The sequence below is a fragment of the Olsenella sp. SW781 genome, from assembly GCF_012027725.1.
Classification (GTDB): Bacteria; Actinomycetota; Coriobacteriia; order Coriobacteriales; family Atopobiaceae; genus Thermophilibacter.
Genome location: NZ_SJOU01000011.1, coordinates 67,144 through 86,121, shown reverse-complemented (window position 1 = coordinate 86,121; position 18,978 = coordinate 67,144). Strand labels below are relative to the sequence as shown.

Sequence of the window (18,978 nt, the reverse complement as noted above, 5' to 3'; positions counted from 1 at the left end):
GATTCTGAACGCCAAGAGCTTCTCGCCGCGCAACCTTCGGTACATGAAGCGCTTCTACGAGCTGTTTCCTGTGGGCCCGGCAATTCTGCCACAACTTATGGCAGAATTGCCGGCTTGCGATGAGTTGTTCTCTGTCCCATGGGGCCATATCAGAACGATTATTGACAAGTGTCGTGGCAGCCGCGAGAAAGCGGAGTTCTACATCCGTAAGACCGTGGAGAATGGCTGGTCGCGCGCCGTATTGCTCAACTATCTGGATAGTGGTCTCTATGAGCGTCAGGGCAAGGCGGTAAACAACTTTTCGAGTGCGCTTGCCGCCCCGCAGGGCGATCTCGCTCAGGAGATCACACGCGACCCCTATCAGTTCGACTTTCTCGCCATTCGCGATGACTACGATGAGCGTGAGCTCAAGGATGCCCTGATGACCAATATCTCTCAGTTTCTGATGGAGCTGGGGACGGGCTTTGCCCTTCTCGGGCGGGAATATCGTTTGGTGGTGGGGAAGACGGAGCAGTGGATTGACCTTCTTTTCTACCACGCCGCACTTCACTGCTATGTGGTCATTGAGGTTAAGGACACCGACTTCAGGCCGGAGTACGTGGGGCAGCTCGGGACCTACGTCGTAGCGGTCAACCACATCCTGAAGAGCGAGATTGATCAGCCCACGGTCGGGCTTCTTATCTGCAAAGGCAAAGACAATGTTCTGGCGCAGTACGCGGTGGAGGGCTCCAGCCAGCCGATTGGCATATCCGAGTACGAGCTTTCCAGGTTGATGCCGAAAGAGCTGCGCGGCTCTCTGCCTACCATTGAGGAGATTGAGGCGGAGCTGCGCGGATGAGTTATCTCGTTTGACGTAATGTTTGAGGTGCCGTTTTGAGAGGGGCAACCATACCAACACTTCGTGATTGCGTCTATGGCCAGGCGGTGGCCGACGCCCTGGGCGTTCCGTACGAGTTCCGCCCGCGGGGCACGTTCCGCTGCACGGACATGGTCGGTCACGGTAGCCACAACAAGCCGACGGGCACGTGGAGCGACGACACGTCGATGACGCTCGCGATCTGCGACAGCTATCGTGAGCTCGGGCGCATTGACGTTGATGACATCCGCGCACGCTTCGTGCGATGGTATCGCGAGGACGCCTACACCGTTGACGGGCTCTTCGACGTGGGCAACGCCACGCGCGAGGCGCTCGAGCGCGGGCACGGCCTTGCGGGGGAGTGGGACAACGGCAACGGCTCGCTCATGCGCACGGTCCCGCTCGCGTTCACCGACGCCACCGACGACGAGGTGCGCGCCGTCTCCGCGGTCACGCACGCGCACCCTACGTCCACGGAGGCATGCGTCGCCATGGTTCACATCGCGCGGGACCTCATCGCCGGCGCGAGCCCGGCGGACGTGGCGGGCGACGTCGCCGCACGGCCCGTGGATGAGATTCGCTCCGGCGGCTTCGTGTACCACACCTTCGACGCCGCGCTCTGGTGCCTAGCCAACACGTCGGGCTACGCCGAGTGCGCGCTCGCCGCGGTGAACCTCGGGGACGACACGGACACCACGGCCGCCGTCGCCGGCGCGCTCGCCGGCATCGTCTACGGCATCGAGGGGATTCCGTCCGAGTGGCTCGACAAGCTGCGCGGCAGGGACCTCATCGAGAACTGCCTGTTCTGAGGCGACCTTCTACCGGTACATCTCCTCAAGCCCTATGAGCACCGTGCGTTCGTCGGGCTGCGCCTCGAACCCGGAGCGCGAGAAGAACCCGTACCTGTGGCACACGAGCCCCGTCCGCTGCACCTGCTCGACCTCCTCCTCGATCGCTCGCTGCGTGATGGGCGTCGAGCGAAACTTCGCCTCGTAGAAGGCGTAACCAAGCGGGTCTCTGGTGACGATGTCGAACTCCCCGTTTGTTCTTGTCGCCGGGTCGTCGTAGGAATAGGCGCCAATCAGGTCGAAGGGCGGCTCGATGTTGCCTATCCGGTTCTGTCGCACTAGGTACTGGCGGCACACCTCCTCGAAGGCGTGGGGGACAAATTGGGTCTCAAAGTCGTCGTTCACGTAGCGGTCGTAGAAGACCTCGGGGTCGAGGACGCTGCGCTGCGACAGGTACCTGAAGACGTAGCGGTAGTAGAACTTGGAGAGCCCGTCGCAGATGACGTACGAGGTGCGCTTCTTGTTGTTGGGGTCGTTGATGGGCGAGCGTCGTTGGACGAGCTGCATGCCAATCAGCCTGTTGAGCACGTTGACCAGCGTCGCGCCGCTGGAGACGTGCGACTGGCTCAGGATGTCCCGGTAGCGGGCGTGCCCGTCGGCGAGGGCGGAGAAGATCTCATGGGCGTTTCCGATCTTCGAGATCTCGGAGAGCAGGTAGGAGGGTACCTCGTCCTCAAGCCGCGCGTCCGGCTCGAGAATCAGGCGAATGAGGTTCTCCCGGATCGAGGCGTTCTTGTCAATGAGGCGGTTGTAGTACGGGATGCCCCCGAACACGCTGAAGAGACGAACCTTGTCCTCGCAGGAGCGCTCCGGATAGAACTGCGCGGACTCGTAGTAGTCCATCGACTGGAGGTTGATCTTGAGGTCGATGCGCCCATAGAGGGGGTTGTCACGCTCCAGCAGGGACTTCATGACCTCTACGTACGACCCGCAGAGGATGAGCGAGAGGTGCGATCGGTCGCGATGCTCGTCGAGAAGAACCTGGAGGATGCTGTCCATTCCCTTCACGACGTCGCGGAGGTAGGGATACTCGTCGATGGCGAGCACGATCTTCTCGCTTGTCGCCCGGTCGAAGACAAAGCGCAGGGCGGCCTCGATGTCGGAGAAGGCGAGCGGGGGCATCTCAAAGGCCTCCGCGATGACCTCGGAGAGGTTTCTCGTGTTGTTCTCGGCGGTGGTCTGGCGGCACTCGTAGTAGATGGTGCGCGTGTCGCTGGCCTGCCGCATGGCATGGAGGATGAGCTCGCTCTTGCCGACGCGACGCCTGCCGTAGACGAGCGTTGCGCTCTGGGCGGGGGAGGAGAACTGGGCGAGGAGTCTCTCCTGCTCCCTCTTGCGGCCGATGAATGACATTTTGCTCACCTCAGTTTACTCAAAAAAGTTGAGTCAAAATTATTGAGTAAAAGTATACTACGTCACCCGCTGGATGATGAGGCGGACAGTCATGATTCGGCGAGGATGACGGGGCACTCACCGCTACATGAGTTCGATTGCCCTATGGTGGCGCTATCTTTGTTGATGTTCGGATTTAGCTTGCTGTGGTGATGGCGCTTGATTTGCGAAGGGCGACAGGCAATGGGCAGGGGACAAGAGTGGTCGAGCCAGCATCTGGCACAGATCGTCGAGCCGACCGATGACGAGAAGGCCGCGGCAAGGGCCGCCCAGACGTTCGGGCGCTCCTATGCGCACGACAGCACGGCGCTCGGGGTGGCGGCCTTCGCCCTGGTCTTCTTCATCGTCTTCGCTATCGTCATCGTGACGCTCGTCGATGGCGTCTTGCGCGGCGAGTTCGGGAATCAGGACGTCACGTGGCTCGCCGCGATCGGCGGCTCAGTGTTCGTCGTGTTTGCCGTGCTTGCGGTCGTGTCGGTTCTTGTCGCGCGCCACCATTACCTGCATCCGGTCAAGAGCGACGTGTTTGCGGCCGGTGGTCGCCTGTTCCATACCTGGTTCATACGCGACAAAGAGGAGCGCAGGACCGACCGCGGAATCGTCCGCATCAACGTCGTCGACATCGCGGAGTGCGCCGGGTTCCACAACCGGAAGGACAGGACGGTCTGGATCCTCCCGAGTCCCAGCGCTCGCATCCATGACGTGTGGCGGCGCGGTAAGCGATGGGAGGACGAGCGCGAGCTGTGCCTTGCTCTCTTGGAGAAGGGGGTCCCGAGCGGCGCGGACACGGACCCGTTCTTTGGCGTTGACGAGCAGTACCGGGGATTCCTCGAGCGAATCGGCGTGCGGATAGAGGAGACGACCGAGCCTGTCGACTTCCTGGCCGGGACGTGGTCGCTGGTGAAAGACGACTTTCATGATTAGTAGTCGCACGGTAGCGCTGGACTTCACGGGCCCGGGAGTTGCTCTCGGGCCCGTTTTGTATTGAGGGCGGGCGCTTTTCGACCGCGCCCAGTGAGCCGCATTTCTCGAATAAAAAAACGAGAAAAAATAAAATAACGAAAACGGATAAAACCACGATTTCGGTTATGGGGGAGCTTCTGGCTGGGAATCGCAAGGTGTTGCTTGCGGCGAGGGGCCGAGATGTGACAGTCGATTTTTCGGTATTGAGCGAGATTTTTCGGTATAGATAACGGCATCTTTAGCCAAATTACGGTATCGAAGGTAAAAGAACGATATAGATATACGGTTTTACGGTATATTTACGGTACCGAGAAATAACCAACCTTGGCGGTGGTCACTATGCCGGAGTCCCTTAACCAGCTGATCCAAAACGTCCTCTCTATGCGTTGTGAGACGCAGACCATTGAGGTGAAGGCGGCCGCGCAGGGCGCCCCACGAATCTACGACACGCTCTCGTCGTTCTCGAACCAGGAGGAGGGTGGCGCCATCGTCTTTGGCATCGACGAGGCGAATGGCTTTGAGCTGTGCGGTGTTTACGACGCCCAGGCGCTGCAGAAGAGCGTCGTCGAACAGTGTCGCGAGATGGAGCCGCAGATCCATCCGTTCATTCAGACGGGTGAGCTGGACGGCAAGACGATTGTCGTCGCTCACATTCGCGGTCTCATGATGGGGGAGCGCCCTGCGTACCGGCGCACGTCGGGCATGCTCAAGGGGTCCTATGTGCGCGTTGGTGATGCTGACGAGCGCATGACCGACGCCGAGCTGTACGAGATCGACGCTTTCAAGAAGGGCGTCTCCGACGATGTCTCGGTACATCCCGACGCCACGCGTGACATGCTCGACGCCGACTCCACGGCCCGATACATCCTCGACGCCCGAAGGGACCGCCCCCGCCTCGAGGGTCGCAGCGACGATGACGTGCTCCGCCTCACGGGGGTCCTGCGCGATGACGCCCCGACGCTTGCGGGAATGATGACGCTTGGCGATTACCCCCAGAGGCTCTACCGGAACTGCTGCATCACCGCGGTCGCCGTGGCGGGGGAGCATATGGGCACCGGCGAGGAGGGCCAGCGCTTCCTGGACAACCGGACCATCGAGGGGACTATCCCACAGATGCTGGAGGATGCGCGGGCATTCGTTGCTCGCAACGTCCGTGTCTCGTCCGTCGTGAAGGGCCTCAAGCGCGACAACATTCCGGAGTACCCGGAGGTTGCCGTGAGGGAGATGATTGCAAACGCCCTCGTCCACAGGGACTATGGTCCCTATGCGATAGGCACCCCCGTCCGTCTGGTTGTGTACTCCAACCGGATCGAGTGCGTCAATCCCGGCGGCATTTTCGGCGGAAACACCGTGGAGGCTCTGGGCCGGGAGAGCCTCCCAACGAGAAACCCCACGCTCGTCTCCCTGCTTGAGATAACGCATGACGTGGAAAACCGACACTCGGGGATTCCCGCGATGCGCGATGCGATGCGCGCCGCAGGGCTTAGGGAGCCGGAGTTTGTGGAGCGCAGGGGTACGTTCATGTGCACGCTCTATGGCGGGAGTGCCGAGAAGAACGACGAGGTCGTTGCCGACGAGGAGCGAATCCTCGAGTTCTGTCGCGAGCCCCGGTCCAGGGAGGAGATCGCGGAGGAGCTTGGGATTCAGGTTGAGACCGCTCGACGCACGCGGATCCTCCCGCTGGTGCGTGCGGGAAAGCTCGTGCTCACCATGCCAGAGGTTCCGAGGAGCAAGTTCCAGCGGTACGTGAGGGCTTAGTAATCCTATATAAGCTCATTTTGCCGGGCGAGTTTCCCCGCTTGAAGCCCAGGGGGAATTATTGTCCGGTCCGGCTGCTATGGTCTAGGCATGAGAAGCCATCGCGGACGGAGGCTCAATGAGGTTGTGGTACAGAACGGGGGACATTACCGCTCTGCGCGAACTTTCGCGCGATAGGGTCGTGTGTCTCGACGCCGAGACCACGGGGCTCGATCCGCGTTCTGATGAGGTGCTCCAGATTGCTCTTGTTCGCGGTGATGGCGAAGTCTTGCTATCTCGGTACGTGCGACCCGAACATCACTCAGGCTGGCCTTTGGCGCAGCGCACCCACGGCATCTCTCCTTCGATGGTGGAAGGCTGTCCGTCTTTGGCGTTGCTGAAGCCGGAGATTGAGGAGTTCTTCGAAGGCACAGATCTTATCGTTGGCTATAACGTTGCCTTTGACCTCCTGTTTCTTCAGACGGCAGGCATCTCCTTCGGCAACGCGTCGGTCTTTGACGTGATGCGAGAGTTCGCACCCGTTGCAGGGCGATGGGATACTGACCGCCAGAGGTATGCCTGGGTCTCTCTGACCTACTGCGCAACGTACTACGGGATTCCTTTGCGTGCCCACGATGCGTTGGGGGATGCTCAGGCAACGTTGGGGTGTTTCTGGGCCATGATCGGGAGGGATTCCGCAGGGATCCGCCCCACATCATCTAGGTCATATCTGGGCATTGTGGCACGTTATTCTCGAACAAAGACGCGCGGGAGAGGTAGACAAGATGAGTGAGTTCACGGCTCAAGTTGACTCGTTGACAAGCGGAGCCATCGAGCTCTCGAGAAGAGCCCGCGCCCTCTGGGCAAAGACCGACTCGGAGGACAGCTCCGTCTGGCTGCCGCTCTATATCCACTTGAGCGATACCGCACGAACCATGGCCAGGCTTTGGGATGGGTGGGTTCCGAAAAACGTAAGGAATCTGTTTGCACGACACTGTCGTGGGAACGAGGGGCTTGCTCGCAAGGCGCTCGTGTTTCTTGCCGGAGCACACGACATAGGAAAGGCCACGCCCATCTTCCAAGCCAAGCCCTGTGGCCGTGGGTGGGACGGGGGATGGGTGAGCCTTGCATGGAAACCGGAAAAGGCTGGTCTGTTCATCGAGGCTAGTCTCTCAGCTAGCAGGCATCCCACTCATCCCATTGCCGGTCAGGTGCTCGTCATTCGTTATCTCCAAGACACGTTCGACTGGTCGTTTGAGCAAGCTGATGCCTGGGGCTCCATAGTGGGGGCTCATCACGGGAACGTGCCAGACAAAGATCGGGTTCATAAAGGCTTTATCCTGACGACGGAAATGGGCAACACGTCCGACGATGCCGGTGAGGATTGGCGCAGCGTCCAACGAGAGCTCCTTGACTATGCCCTCCATATGACAGGGTTGTCGAATGAGGACATGGACCTACTCGCGCACTGCGCGTGGGATGCGTCAACCGAGTCGGTCGCCTGCGGCCTTCTCATCATGGCGGACTGGATTGCGAGCAATCAAGACCTGTTCCCGCTGGTCCCGCTGATTCCTGGCGAGAATTCGACACATCGCTCCTCGGAGGAGAAGGGCGACACGTCACTTGACGCGCGCGCAGATCGAGCATGGCGTGAGCTCGACCTTTCTCCTAGCTGGGCGGGCGAGAAGCCCGTAGCGTCGGACGATTGGTTCTGCGGACGTTTTGGCCTGCCCGAGGGCTGCGCTCCGCGCCCCGTCCAGAAGGCAGCGATGGAGGCTGCAGCGCAGATGACGGAGCCTTCTCTCGTGGTCATTGAGGCGCCGATGGGCGAGGGGAAGACCGAGGCGGCGCTTGCGGCAGCAGAGGTTGTCGGAGCGCAGTTTGGCTGCGGGGGCGTGTGCGTCGCCCTCCCCACTATGGCGACGACGGATGCCATGTTCGGCCGTGTCCGGCGATGGCTCGATCACCTTGCCGCGCAGGGTCCCTCGAGCATCTATCTCGCGCATGGGAAGGCTCAGCTTAACGAGGAGTATCAGGGCATCGCTCGTTCTTCTCGCTCGCGTCGTTCTTTGAGCTCCATGGGCGTCGACTTGGATGGAGCAACCGCGAGGGATGACCGCGTCGTGGTGTCCGACTGGATGCAGGGCCGCAAGAAGGGCATGCTGGCAAACTTCGTGGTCTGCACGGTCGACCAGGTGCTCATGGGCGCCCTCGACATGAGGCATCTCTCACTGAGGCAGCTTGCCCTTGCGGGCAAGGTGGTCATCATTGACGAATGTCACGCTTATGACAGCTACATGCAGCAATATCTGATGCGCATTCTGGAGTGGCTGGGGGCGTGGGGCTGCCCCGTCATCTTGCTTTCCGCCACGCTTCCCACTGTGGTGCGTGAAAAACTGGCCGAGGCCTATCGAGAAGGACGTGCTGCTCAGGGGGTTGGTTGTGTGCCCACGTCAGCTTATGGCGACGTGCTTACCGTCCCCTCTCGGAGAAGGCTCTCTCGCAGAGAGCAGGCCAGGGCAAAAAAGAGAGTGCCGGAGCCGGCTCCCGTGGATGAGGCATATCCGCTCATCACGATTGCCTCGGGGTCAGGTATCAAGAGGCTTGAATGCTCGCCGTCGTCGCGAGGTGCTCAGATAGATGTGTCGGTTCTACCTGATGAGCCCGAAGCTCTCGTTGCCCTTTTGAAGGAGGAGCTGAGTGAGGGCGGCGTCGCGGGGGTCATGTGCGACACGGTGACGCGTGCGCAGGCGGCCTATCGAGCCTTGCGGGATTCCTTTGGCAGCGACGAGGTTATGCTGACCCACGCGCGCTTCATGGATCTCGACCGCATGGAGAACGAGACCGTGCTCCGCGGCCTGCTCGGTCCCGACGCGACGCGGTCCAACGGCAAGCGTCCTGAGCGAATGATCGTGGTGGGAACGCAGGTGCTCGAGCAGTCGCTCGACATAGACTTCGACCTTCTCGTCACTGACGCCGCGCCCATCGACCTTCTGATGCAACGCCTGGGAAGGGACCATCGTCATGTCCGCGGCGAGGGCGAGAAGGACCGTCCGGCTCGCCTGCGAAAGGCTCGCTGCTTCCTCCGCGGCATTGAGGAAATTGGTCCTGAAGGCCCAGCGTTCGTGCCGGGGGTCTCAAGGGTCTATGACAGGGCGTCTCTCATGGAGGCCCTTGCGGTAAGTGGGCTCCTTGGCATGGAAGCGAGTGTTAGATTCTCCCTGCCGAAGGACATCGCTAGGCTGGTGCGTCTAGCGTATTCTCCCGCTGCGGAGGGGGAGATTCCAGAGGGGTGGCTCTCCTCGTACCACAATGCATGTGAAGAACGAGCGAAGACGGTCCAGGACAAGAGGCTGCGAGCTGGCGATTTCCTCCTTCCGTCGGCGAAGTATCTTTCGGAAAACGAGAAGACGCTCACGAACCTCTTCTGCCGAGCAATTGAGGATAGCTCGGATTCGCGGATGAGCGAAGATGCGGGGCAGTGCGCGGTCAGAGATACGCAGGAGACCGTCGAGGTTCTTCTTGTCAGCAGAAAAGGTGGCTGTGTTTACCTGCTTCCTTGGGTGAGTGACGAGAAGAGCGGTGTCGAAAGAGGACAAGAGGTTCCCACTGCATATGAGCCAGACTGGGCGCTGTCCATGGTACTCGCTCAGTGTGCGGTGAGGCTGCCGCTCTCTCTGGGTCGCCCACAACAGCTCGATAGGCTCATTGAAGAACTCGAGAGCGGCTGCGAGCGCTGGGTTGCCGCATGGCAGGGCGTTCCCGTTCTGGCGGGGAGGCTGGTGCTTGCCATGGAAGAGGTTGAGGGCGAACCGGAGGTATTTGAGGCAGAGGTACTTGACCAGCGCGTGCGTTACACCAGAGAAGAGGGATTATCGATCGTTCGCCGGATTTCTTAGTATTATCATCTCAGTTCGGTTATTTTTAACTCAGGATACTTTATCCGGTGTTTCCGCCAAAGGGTGGACTGAACCTTGAGATGAGAATACTTTGCCCTTGTTCCCCACAAATGTGGGGTTATCTGCACTTATTCAAGTATATCGAACAACTGAAAGGAGGAAGAAATGATCAAACAGAACCCACATTACGACCTGCGATTCGAGCCCTGGATTCCCGTTGAGCGGCTCGATGGCACTGCCGATGTCGTCTCGATACGGGACGCTCTGGCCGGAGCCCATCAGATTCGGCGTCTTTCGGGTGAGATTCCCGGTGAGGGGCTGGCGCTTCTGCGTCTCTTGCTTGCACTCGTCTACTGCATCAACTATGAGTTCGAGGAGTTGGGGGAAAAGCAGAAGAAGGAGCGCTGGGAGGAACTTCGATCTCAGGGGTGCTTCGGGTCGGACCAAATCGATGAGTACCTCGCTGACTACCCTCATGAGTTTGACCTCTTCGACGATGAGCATCCTTTCTATCAGATTCCCGGCCTCGACTATATGGGGGAGAAGGAGTTCGATTCTGTCAGCGAGCTCATGCTGGACGTTCCTAAGCCGGAGAAGTTCCTCTTCTCCATGAGGAGCCCCGCGCATCTGGACTCGCTGCCGTTTGATCTTGCTGCGCGCTATCTGGTTGTTGTACAGGCCTATCACACGGCCGGGATCAAGAGCCCCGTCGTTGGAAACACCTCTGCCAAGAGCGGGAAGGCGTACGCCCCCAAGGGGGCGCTTGGCACGGGATGGTGCGGAGCGCTGGGTGGAATCTATCTGGAGGGCCAGAATCTCTTCGAGACCCTGCTCCTGAACTTCGTGCTGTTTCTGAGCAATGTCTCCGTTATTGTCTCAGATGATTATGCCCCTTGGGAGCGCGAGGTGCCCTCGGCAGATACCTGCCAGCGAGAGCCGACCGGACCAGTTGACCTGCTCACCTGGCAGAGTCGGAGGATTCGACTAATTCCCAGCGAGGACGGATCGTGCGTCCGCGGTGTCATCATCAGCTACGGGGATGTCTTGATTCCGGCCAACAAGCAGCGCTTTGAGATGATGACCGGATGGCGTGAGAGCAAGCAGCAGCAGAAGAAGCTGGGCACCGCAACCGTGCCGCTCATGCCTGTTGCGCCAGATACGGCCCGCGCTCTCTGGCGCGGTCTTCCCAGCCTGCTTGCGCTTGCCGATGGAGGAAAGCTTCGCCCCGGCGTCATCCGCTGGATGTCGGAGCTGCAGGATGCTCAGAGTCCCGAAGACTGGCGCCTCAATGTCCGCATCGTGTGCCAGGGAGTCAGCTATGGCACGCAGAGCAGTGTCGTGGACGATGCCATTACGGACTCGGTTGACCTGCGTGCGACGTTGCTCCGCAAGGACTCCGAGGCCGTTGTCAAGATGCTTGATGTCATCGAGCGCACCGATCAGGCGGTGGGCGTTCTCGTTCGATTTGTTCAGAACGTGGAGCGCGCCCAGGGCGACAAGCGGCGCTACGATTCCTTCTCGGACTCTGCGGCGCAGGCATCGCGGGAGGACGTTCGTGAAGGTGCCTATGACGCTCTCGACGCCCTGTATCGTGCGCGAATTGCCGAGTTCCCCGACGAGGGAGTGGACGAGTACTGCCTTGCGTGGCGCAAGGAGGCTCAGTTCGTACTCCGAAGGCTGGCGAATGCGTACGTGTCTTATCGGCACGTCTCGTGCTTCTCGGAACACGATGACGTCTCAGTTGGCCAGGCGCTTGCCTGGTTTGAGGGCGGTCTAGTCAAGGCGTTATTTTAAGAAGGGAGGACGATATGCCGTCGCTCTATGAGCGCGCGCACGAGGTGGCTCTGTTTACGCAGAGGAAGATTGCTCGGCTGCAGCGCGCCTATGTTGGAAAAGGCTCCGATGCCGCAGATGCGCGGGCCTCTCTTGCCCGCCTACGGCGGCTGGGAATGCCCGGAGGCACGTCTTGGGCCTCCGTGGGGGAGGACCTCTTCGAGGGGCTTCTCGACCTCGCCCTGTCCGAGGCGGACGAAAAAAGGGCGCTCCGTGCCATCACAGCTGCTCTGAGGCTTTATGCCTATCACCAGCAGTCTAAAGATAGCCCCATGGCTATCACCAGTTCCTCTGGGGAGACGGGTGCCCGGCGTCGATCCTTCGGGTGGTCATGCCGACGCATCGAGTACGACAAGGACAAGGCAAAGGGGGTTCGTCGCAGGATGGCCTCCATAGAGGGCGTGCGGGATATGGATGGCGTTGAGCACCATATGCGCGCCCTCATCATGCTCATGAGAGACAAGGGGGTCCGCGTGGACTACTACCTGCTCACTCGCGACCTCTTCCTCTTGCAGTTCCCAGGCGCCCGCGGCGACGTGTTCATGCGCTGGGGGCGGGATTACTTTACGACCGTGTCCGACGAGGCGACGACAGATGAGGCCGCTGGCGCGTCGGCTGACGAGAAGAACTAGGAGGCATCTTATGTACCTTGATCTCTATGCCCTTCAGAGCGTTCCGCCCAGCAACATCAACCGTGATGACACCGGGAGTCCCAAGACCGCCATGTATGGAGGGGCGCTCCGAGCCCGCGTCTCCAGCCAAGCGTGGAAGCGCGCCATGCGCGAGATGTTCTCTGACCTCCTACCGGAGGGCCAGCTGGGCGTGCGCACGAAGTTCGTCGTGCCGCTCATCGCGGATCGCATCGCCGCCAAGCGTGAGGACCTTGCCGAGCAGTCCGTCGACTTTGCCAAGGCGGTGCTGGACGCCACGGGCATCAAGTCGTCCGAGACCGACAGGAAGGGCTCCGACGAGGGGACGCTTGCCACGGGCTACCTTGTCTTTATCGCTAATCGTGAGCTCGATGACCTAGCGGACATTGCCATTTCTTGGGCGGACGGGGGAGTCGATCCCAAGAAGCCTGACAGCAAGTCGAAGAAGGACGTCCAGAAAGCGTTCAAGGGGATCCAGGCGGTCGACATCGCCCTGTTCGGCCGCATGCTCGCCGATGCGTCCGACTTCAACGTCGATGCGTGCTCGCAGGTCGCACACGCCATCTCGGTCAACGAGATCTCCCAGGAGTACGACTACTTCACCGCCGTGGATGACTGCGCGGCAGATGACAACGCTGGAGCCGGGATGCTGGGTACCGTAAGCTTCAACTCCTCAACGCTCTACCGCTATGCGACCGTGAACGTCGACGCACTCATGGGGCAACTGGAGAACGCCGAGGCGACGGCATGCGGGGTGGCGGCCTTCGTGGAGGCGTTTGTCAAGTCCATGCCAACTGGCAAGCAGAATACCTTTGCCAACCGTACGCTGCCCAACATGGTGGCTGTCTCGCTGCGCGATGACCAGCCCATCAACCTGGCCACGGCGTTCGAGCGTCCCGTATACGCCGAGCGCGACCGCTCCATCACGCAGATTGCCGCGGAGCGTCTTGCGACATGTGCCAAGGATGTCGAGGGCGCTTTCGCGCATCCGGCAACGAAGAGCTGGCACGTCTCGTATGGCGTGGATGCTGCGTCCCTCGAGTACTTTGGGGAGGGCGTTTCCTTCGACACTCTGGTGAGCGCCGTCCGCGAGGCGATCGAATCGGCTCTTGCGTCCGAGGAGTAATCATGGCCGTTCTTCTCATCCGCCTTGCGGGGCCCATGCAGTCTTGGGGGGACTCGTCGCGCTATGCGAGAAGAACCACGAGACGCGAGCCGACCAAGAGCGGAATCGTGGGACTCATCGCCTCAGCGCTTGGCAGAACACGCGAAGACCCGGTGGACGATCTTGCGCAGCTCGAGCTCGCTGTTCGTGTTGAGCAGCCGGGCCAGCTCATGCGCGACTTTCAGACCGAGCGGCCAATGGATGGCGGTAAGCCCATGCCACTCTCGGACCGCTACTATCTTGCCGACGCCTGCTTTCTCGTCGCCCTCGGAGGGCCTGATGAGATGCTCGAGAAGGTGGAAGTGGCTTTAAGGCTGCCGCGCAGGCCTCTCTATCTGGGGAGAAGGTCGTGCCCGGCAGATATGCCGCTTTGCCTGGGCATCGATGGAGAGGCGCGGGACGTCCGTCAGGTGCTTTCCAGAGAGCCCTGGAGGGCTTCCGAGCGATACAAGTCCCGCCATGCGGACGTGCTTGCGCTTGAGATGGTCGCTGACGCGCGCGACGGGGAGGTCTGCGAGAGCTGGGCGGACTACCCACTCACGTACAGCGCCGCGGGAAGGCGCTACGCGTGCAGGCCCGTCACCCGACTGCGGGTGCCCAACCCCGACATCGTCGCTCTTGATGACGCCAGCAGTGACAAAGTTTCTGCGGCGACCGTCTTGGAGCCAAATGTGGGAGAGGCGCCCGTTCATGACCCTCTGGGATGGATGGAGTGAGGTGACATATGTATCTATCAAGAGTTCCGCTGGGCCTGACAAACCTAGATGCCATTGCGTTCGTTAGCTCGCCCTACAAGGTTCACGCGGCGGTTGAGCAGGCGTTTGCGCCTAGCGCCGTGCGCGAGGACGAGAGGGGCAGAATCCTCTGGCGTTTGGATGAGGTTCCGGGCAACGAGCGGGAGGTCTGGCTCTACGTTGTGAGTCCCGATAAACCGGACTTCACCCATATCTGCGATCAGGTGGCCTCAGTGGCATCTCCTTCTTGGGTGACCAAGGAATACGACCCTGCTCTTGACCGGGTGTCCGAAGGGCAGCTCTGGCAGTTCAGGCTTAAAGCGAATCCGGTGCGCAAGGTTCTTGTCGACAAGGGAAGAAGGGGGCGTGCGGGAGTCGTTGGCACGCTCCAGGGCCACGTTACTGAGGCTCAGCAGCGTGCGTGGCTCATGGATCGCGCGGAGGCGCACGGCTTCCGCATCGCGCAGACAGAGGAGGGGTTCGAACGGCTTACCGTGTCCCATCGTCGTCGAGAGCGGTTCAAGAGGCAGGGGAACGTTGTTACACTTACGACCGCGCAATACGATGGCGTTCTCGAGGTCGTTGATGCAGAGACGTTTAGGCACACGCTCGGCTTCGGCCTGGGCCGCGCCCGCGGCTTTGGATGTGGCCTCATGACCATCGCCCCGCTTCGGGAGCCCGGCGATGTCTGATGACGCCATTCTCGGCCTGGGTAAGGATGCGAGTTCTGAGGGCGGGGCGACGCCGAGCGTCGTCCCGCCCGTTTTGTCCGACTTGGTTCGTGCCGACGAGCGCATTTCGTTCGCTTACTTCGAGCGCTGCGTTGTCAATCAGGCGGAGAACGCCATCACGATTACTGACGACGAGGGGACGATTCGGATACCGGTCGCAACGCTGGGAGTCTTGATGCTGGGCCCCGGGACGAGCATCTCCCACAAGGCCATGGCAACGATAGGGGAGAACGGCGCGAGCGTGATTTGGGTGGGCGAGCGCGGCGTGAGGATGTATGCGTCTGGGCGGCCGCTGACGCACTCCAGCCGCCTTCTCATGCGTCAGGCGAGCTTGGTCTCCAATACGAGGACGCGACTCGCGGTCGCCCGGCAGATGTATCAGCTGCGCTTTCCGGACGAGGACGTGAGCGCGCTCACGATGCAGCAGCTACGTGGTCGTGAGGGCGCCCGCATCCGCAGGGTGTATCGGCATTGGTCCCGGGAGACGGGCGTTGAGTGGAAGCGTCGCGAATTCGACCCAGACGATTTCGATACGGGGTCCGAGATCAACAAGGCGCTTTCTGCGGCACACGTGTGTCTATACGGCGTTGCCCATGCAGTCATCGTTGCGTTGGGTTGCTCGCCCGGACTTGGGTTCGTACACACCGGACATGAGAGGTCGTTCGTGTATGACATCGCCGATCTATACAAGGCCGAGCTCTCCATTCCCGTGGCGTTCAAGACTGCGGCGATGCATCCAGATGACATCGGCTCTGCTACCCGCAAGAACATGCGGGATGCTCTCTACGACCTCTCTGTTATGAAGCGCATGGTCGAGGACATAACGGGCTTGTTCTCCATGGGCATTGACCAAGATGAGTCGTTTGGCGACGACCTGAAGCTTTGGGACGAGAAGAACGGAGAGGTTGCCGCCGGAAGGCAATACTCCGATGAGTCCGAAGGATGATGCGACATGGTTGTCATGGTGTTGACCGCGTGTCCGCCGGGAGCTCGAGGGGATTTGACTCGCTGGCTCTTGGAGATTGCGCCCGGTGTGTTTGTCGGGCGCCTCTCCGCACGCGTGAGGGAGAGGCTGTGGCAGAGGGTTTGCTCGTTTGTGAAGTCTGGCAGGGCGATCATGGTGTACAGCGCACGCAATGAGCAGCATTTGGAGTTTGAGGTGTTCCAACCGGATTGGGCTCCGGTCGACTGCGAGGGGCTGAAGCTCATCAAGCGCCCTGTTGGTACGGATGGCGCTACCCTCATGGGCTCGCTTCCGACGGGATGGAGCAGCGCGTCGAAGCACCGCAAAGCGCATAAGTTTCGTTCGCGCTAACGGCGGACACGGTACCTCGTGACGGTCGAAGAAAGTGAATCAGTTGCTGCAGAACATCTGGTAGGCTTGCAGGTAGATTACTGTGCTCCCCGCGTATGCGGGGATGATCCCTCCTCGGCGGACATGCCCGCGACGTCGGCGAAGTGCTCCCCGCGTATGCGGGGATGATCCCGCTGCGGCCTACCTCGACATGTCGGTCGACCCGTGCTCCCCGCGTATGCGGGGATGATCCCTCGCGCGACCTCGGGGCCGAGTCCTACCTCGCGTGCTCCCCGCGTATGCGGGGATGATCCTAGCCCCGAGCGGCACGAGGCCGCCCGGGGCTTGTGCTCCCCGCGTATGCGGGGATGATCCCATGCTCGTCCTCGGCGACGGCTATCAGGACGTGTGCTCCCCGCGTATGCGGGGATGATCCCACGAGCTTCTCGAAGGCCCTCTCGCACTTCGTGTGCTCCCCGCGTATGCGGGGATGATCCCTTCAGGGAGCGCGTCCGCGAGGCGCTCCGGGAGTGCTCCCCGCGTATGCGGGGATGATCCCTTTCCGTTTTCCTTGCGGGTCTCGTCCTGCCCGTGCTCCCCGCGTATGCGGGGATGATCCCGAAGCGTACGGGCTGGACGTCTCGCGCGACGGGTGCTCCCCGCGTATGCGGGGATGATCCCATCCCCATGGGCGACTTCGCGCAGGTCTGGCCGTGCTCCCCGCGTATGCGGGGATGATCCCGGCCTTTCCACCAACCGGCCGGGGACGCTCTAGTGCTCCCCGCGTATGCGGGGATGATCCTGCCAACTCACTCGGTCCCATCGCGTCAGTCAAGTGCTCCCCGCGTATGCGGGGATGATCCCTGCACGTCGGGGCCCCCGTCGAGGCTCGCTATGTGCTCCCCGCGTATGCGGGGATGATCCCGAGGTGTACAGGGCGGTCCACGGCCGCGACATGTGCTCCCCGCGTATGCGGGGATGATCCCTCCAGCGTGAACTCGACGGCCCCGCCGTTGACGTGCTCCCCGCGTATGCGGGGATGATCCCGCGCCCAAGCCCAAGCCGCAGAACACCTCCTTGTGCTCCCCGCGTATGCGGGGATGATCCCGGCTTCTCGAAGCGCCTCGCGCCGATTGCCGAGTGCTCCCCGCGTATGCGGGGATGATCCCCTCTACCCGCAGCCGGCCGCCGACTGGATATAGTGCTCCCCGCGTATGCGGGGATGATCCCTCCGCCCATCGCGAGCGGCACCGCCACGATGGGTGCTCCCCGCGTATGCGGGGATGATCCTCGGCGCGGACAGCGCATGGGGCCGGGCACCACGTGCTCCCCGCGTATGCGGGGATGATCCCATTCCATGTATGCGTCCCTTCTATGACAGAGGGTGCTCCCCGCGTATGCGGGGATGATCCCTCGGCCATCCACGGCCACAGCCAGAAGGTCGCGTGCTCCCCGCGTATGCGGGGATGATCCCGCGCGACACGAGACCGAGGGCCGTGTGGACCGGTGCTCCCCGCGTATGCGGGGATGATCCCGCGACGCGAGACGGCGCATCAATCTTGAATGCGTGCTCCCCGCGTATGCGGGGATGATCCCTCATCCTCGGCGCGCTCGGAGACGTGGGGTCGCTGTGCTCCCCGCGTATGCGGGGATGATCCTACCTTGGAAATCTTGGTGATGGTGGAGACGCGGTGCTCCCCGCGTATGCGGGGATGATCCTACGTCGCGACGTTCTCGAGTGGCTCCATGGCGGTGCTCCCCGCGTATGCGGGGATGATCCTATGACGAGCACGGTGGCTTAGGGCACGGGTACGTGCTCCCCGCGTATGCGGGGATGATCCCCTCAGGAATTTCTCGTCTGCTCCTGCCAGACGGTGCTCCCCGCGTATGCGGGGATGATCCCCTCCAGGCAGCCTTCGTGGGCGTCGGATCGCAGTGCTCCCCGCGTATGCGGGGATGATCCCGGGGTCGACAACTACGCGCAGCTCGCCGAGGCGTGCTCCCCGCGTATGCGGGGATGATCCCAAGATCACGAGCTTCGACCTCGCCTCCGCGGGGTGCTCCCCGCGTATGCGGGGATGATCCCCCCTCGTACACGTCGCCGCCGCACGAGTCGATGTGCTCCCCGCGTATGCGGGGATGATCCCGGCTCGCTCTCCGTGACCGACCCCGAGGGCAAGTGCTCCCCGCGTATGCGGGGATGATCCCAGACTCAGACGGCCTCGTGCCGACACCTCTGGGTGCTCCCCGCGTATGCGGGGATGATCCTATCAGCGTCTGCCACGTCAACGACCGGAGCGGGTGCTCCCCGCGTATGCGGGGATGATCCCCGTGGCTGCGATGGTTAGTACCGACAGGCAGCGTGCTCCCCGCGTATGCGGGGATGATCCTACGACATCGAGACGGATGCCGTGAGTCCCGACGTGCTCCCCGCGTATGCGGGGATGATCCCGAACCAAATGACCTTACCGAACGAAATTAGCGGTGCTCCCCGCGTATGCGGGGATGATCCCTTCCCGTCGGTCTCGTTGATGGCGACCGAGCGGTGCTCCCCGCGTATGCGGGGATGATCCTTCGTATATTTTGGAGAGGAAATAGCGTTACGGGTGCTCCCCGCGTATGCGGGGATGATCCCCTCACCGTTGGCGCTGAGCTGTCCGCGCCCTCGTGCTCCCCGCGTATGCGGGGATGATCCCAGGAGCAAGGCGCGCGGCACGAGGTTCGAGTCGTGCTCCCCGCGTATGCGGGGATGATCCTGCGCAAGAAGCACAACAGGTTCACCGGATATGGTGCTCCCCGCGTATGCGGGGATGATCCCGCGTCCATCACGACCGAGCCGGCCCCGACGGCGTGCTCCCCGCGTATGCGGGGATGAT

Annotated in this window: 14 protein-coding genes and 1 CRISPR repeat array (1 of these 15 only partly in view); of the genes, 13 read left to right on the top strand and 1 reads right to left on the bottom strand. The window is 61.5% G+C overall.

What is annotated here, in order from left to right:
• Together E0L17_RS07720 and E0L17_RS07715 are read left to right on the top strand one after the other, a co-directional pair.
• Positions 1 to 838 (top strand): PDDEXK nuclease domain-containing protein (locus E0L17_RS07720; RefSeq protein ID WP_167930674.1); only part of this gene is annotated, 838 nt, incomplete at its 5' end.
• Positions 839 to 873: 35 nt separating this feature from the next.
• Positions 874 to 1,665, top strand: coding sequence for an ADP-ribosylglycohydrolase family protein (locus E0L17_RS07715; RefSeq protein WP_206109066.1), 792 nt, complete (start codon positions 874 to 876; stop codon positions 1,663 to 1,665).
• A gap of 9 nt (positions 1,666 to 1,674) precedes the next feature.
• Here E0L17_RS07715 and E0L17_RS07710 read toward each other — a convergent pair whose 3' ends face one another.
• Entirely contained in the window at positions 1,675 to 3,057 is a 1,383-nt protein-coding gene (locus E0L17_RS07710; protein ID WP_167930673.1) for an ATP-binding protein, read from the bottom strand.
• Between the two features lie 222 nt (positions 3,058 to 3,279).
• Here E0L17_RS07710 and E0L17_RS07705 point away from each other — a divergent pair, with 222 nt between their 5' ends.
• The 11 genes from E0L17_RS07705 (at position 3,280) to cas2e (ending at position 16,123) form a co-directional block, all read left to right on the top strand.
• Positions 3,280 to 4,020, top strand: a complete 741-nt coding sequence (locus tag E0L17_RS07705) for a hypothetical protein (RefSeq protein ID WP_167930672.1) — start codon at positions 3,280 to 3,282, stop codon at positions 4,018 to 4,020.
• A gap of 378 nt (positions 4,021 to 4,398) precedes the next feature.
• A complete protein-coding gene (locus E0L17_RS07700; protein WP_167930671.1) occupies positions 4,399 to 5,817 on the top strand; it encodes an ATP-binding protein in 1,419 nt (472 codons plus the stop codon).
• A gap of 118 nt (positions 5,818 to 5,935) precedes the next feature.
• Positions 5,936 to 6,589: a 3'-5' exonuclease gene (locus tag E0L17_RS07695; RefSeq protein WP_167930670.1), complete on the top strand. Its 654-nt coding sequence runs from the start codon at positions 5,936 to 5,938 to the stop codon at positions 6,587 to 6,589.
• A complete protein-coding gene (locus tag E0L17_RS07690; protein WP_167930669.1) occupies positions 6,582 to 9,695 on the top strand; it encodes a CRISPR-associated endonuclease Cas3'' in 3,114 nt (1,037 codons plus the stop codon). Before E0L17_RS07695 ends, E0L17_RS07690 begins: the two co-directional genes overlap by 8 nt.
• A gap of 165 nt (positions 9,696 to 9,860) precedes the next feature.
• Positions 9,861 to 11,489 carry a type I-E CRISPR-associated protein Cse1/CasA gene (gene casA / locus E0L17_RS07685; protein ID WP_167930668.1) on the top strand — a complete coding sequence of 543 codons (1,629 nt, stop codon included), beginning with the start codon at positions 9,861 to 9,863 and terminating at the stop codon, positions 11,487 to 11,489.
• Between the two features lie 14 nt (positions 11,490 to 11,503).
• Entirely contained in the window at positions 11,504 to 12,160 is a 657-nt protein-coding gene (gene casB, locus E0L17_RS07680) for a type I-E CRISPR-associated protein Cse2/CasB (RefSeq protein WP_167930667.1), read from the top strand.
• Between the two features lie 10 nt (positions 12,161 to 12,170).
• On the top strand, positions 12,171 to 13,304 hold the full coding sequence (gene cas7e, locus E0L17_RS07675; RefSeq protein WP_167930666.1) for a type I-E CRISPR-associated protein Cas7/Cse4/CasC: 1,134 nt from the start codon (positions 12,171 to 12,173) through the stop codon (positions 13,302 to 13,304).
• A gap of 2 nt (positions 13,305 to 13,306) precedes the next feature.
• The gene (cas5e, locus tag E0L17_RS07670; protein ID WP_167930665.1) at positions 13,307 to 14,059 is read left to right on the top strand and encodes a type I-E CRISPR-associated protein Cas5/CasD; all 753 of its coding nucleotides are present in this window, start codon (positions 13,307 to 13,309) and stop codon (positions 14,057 to 14,059) included.
• An 8-nt stretch (positions 14,060 to 14,067) separates the two neighbouring features.
• Positions 14,068 to 14,769, top strand: coding sequence for a type I-E CRISPR-associated protein Cas6/Cse3/CasE (gene cas6e, locus E0L17_RS07665; RefSeq protein WP_167930664.1), 702 nt, complete (start codon positions 14,068 to 14,070; stop codon positions 14,767 to 14,769).
• Positions 14,762 to 15,754, top strand: coding sequence for a type I-E CRISPR-associated endonuclease Cas1e (gene cas1e, locus E0L17_RS07660; protein ID WP_167930663.1), 993 nt, complete (start codon positions 14,762 to 14,764; stop codon positions 15,752 to 15,754). The genes cas6e and cas1e overlap by 8 nt, the downstream gene beginning before the upstream one ends.
• 6 nt (positions 15,755 to 15,760) lie before the next feature.
• Positions 15,761 to 16,123, top strand: a complete 363-nt coding sequence (gene cas2e, locus E0L17_RS07655; RefSeq protein WP_167930662.1) for a type I-E CRISPR-associated endoribonuclease Cas2e — start codon at positions 15,761 to 15,763, stop codon at positions 16,121 to 16,123.
• An 82-nt stretch (positions 16,124 to 16,205) separates the two neighbouring features.
• Positions 16,206 to 18,978: direct repeats of the CRISPR family, unit length 29 nt; unit sequence GTGCTCCCCGCGTATGCGGGGATGATCCC; it runs 2,444 nt beyond the window's last position.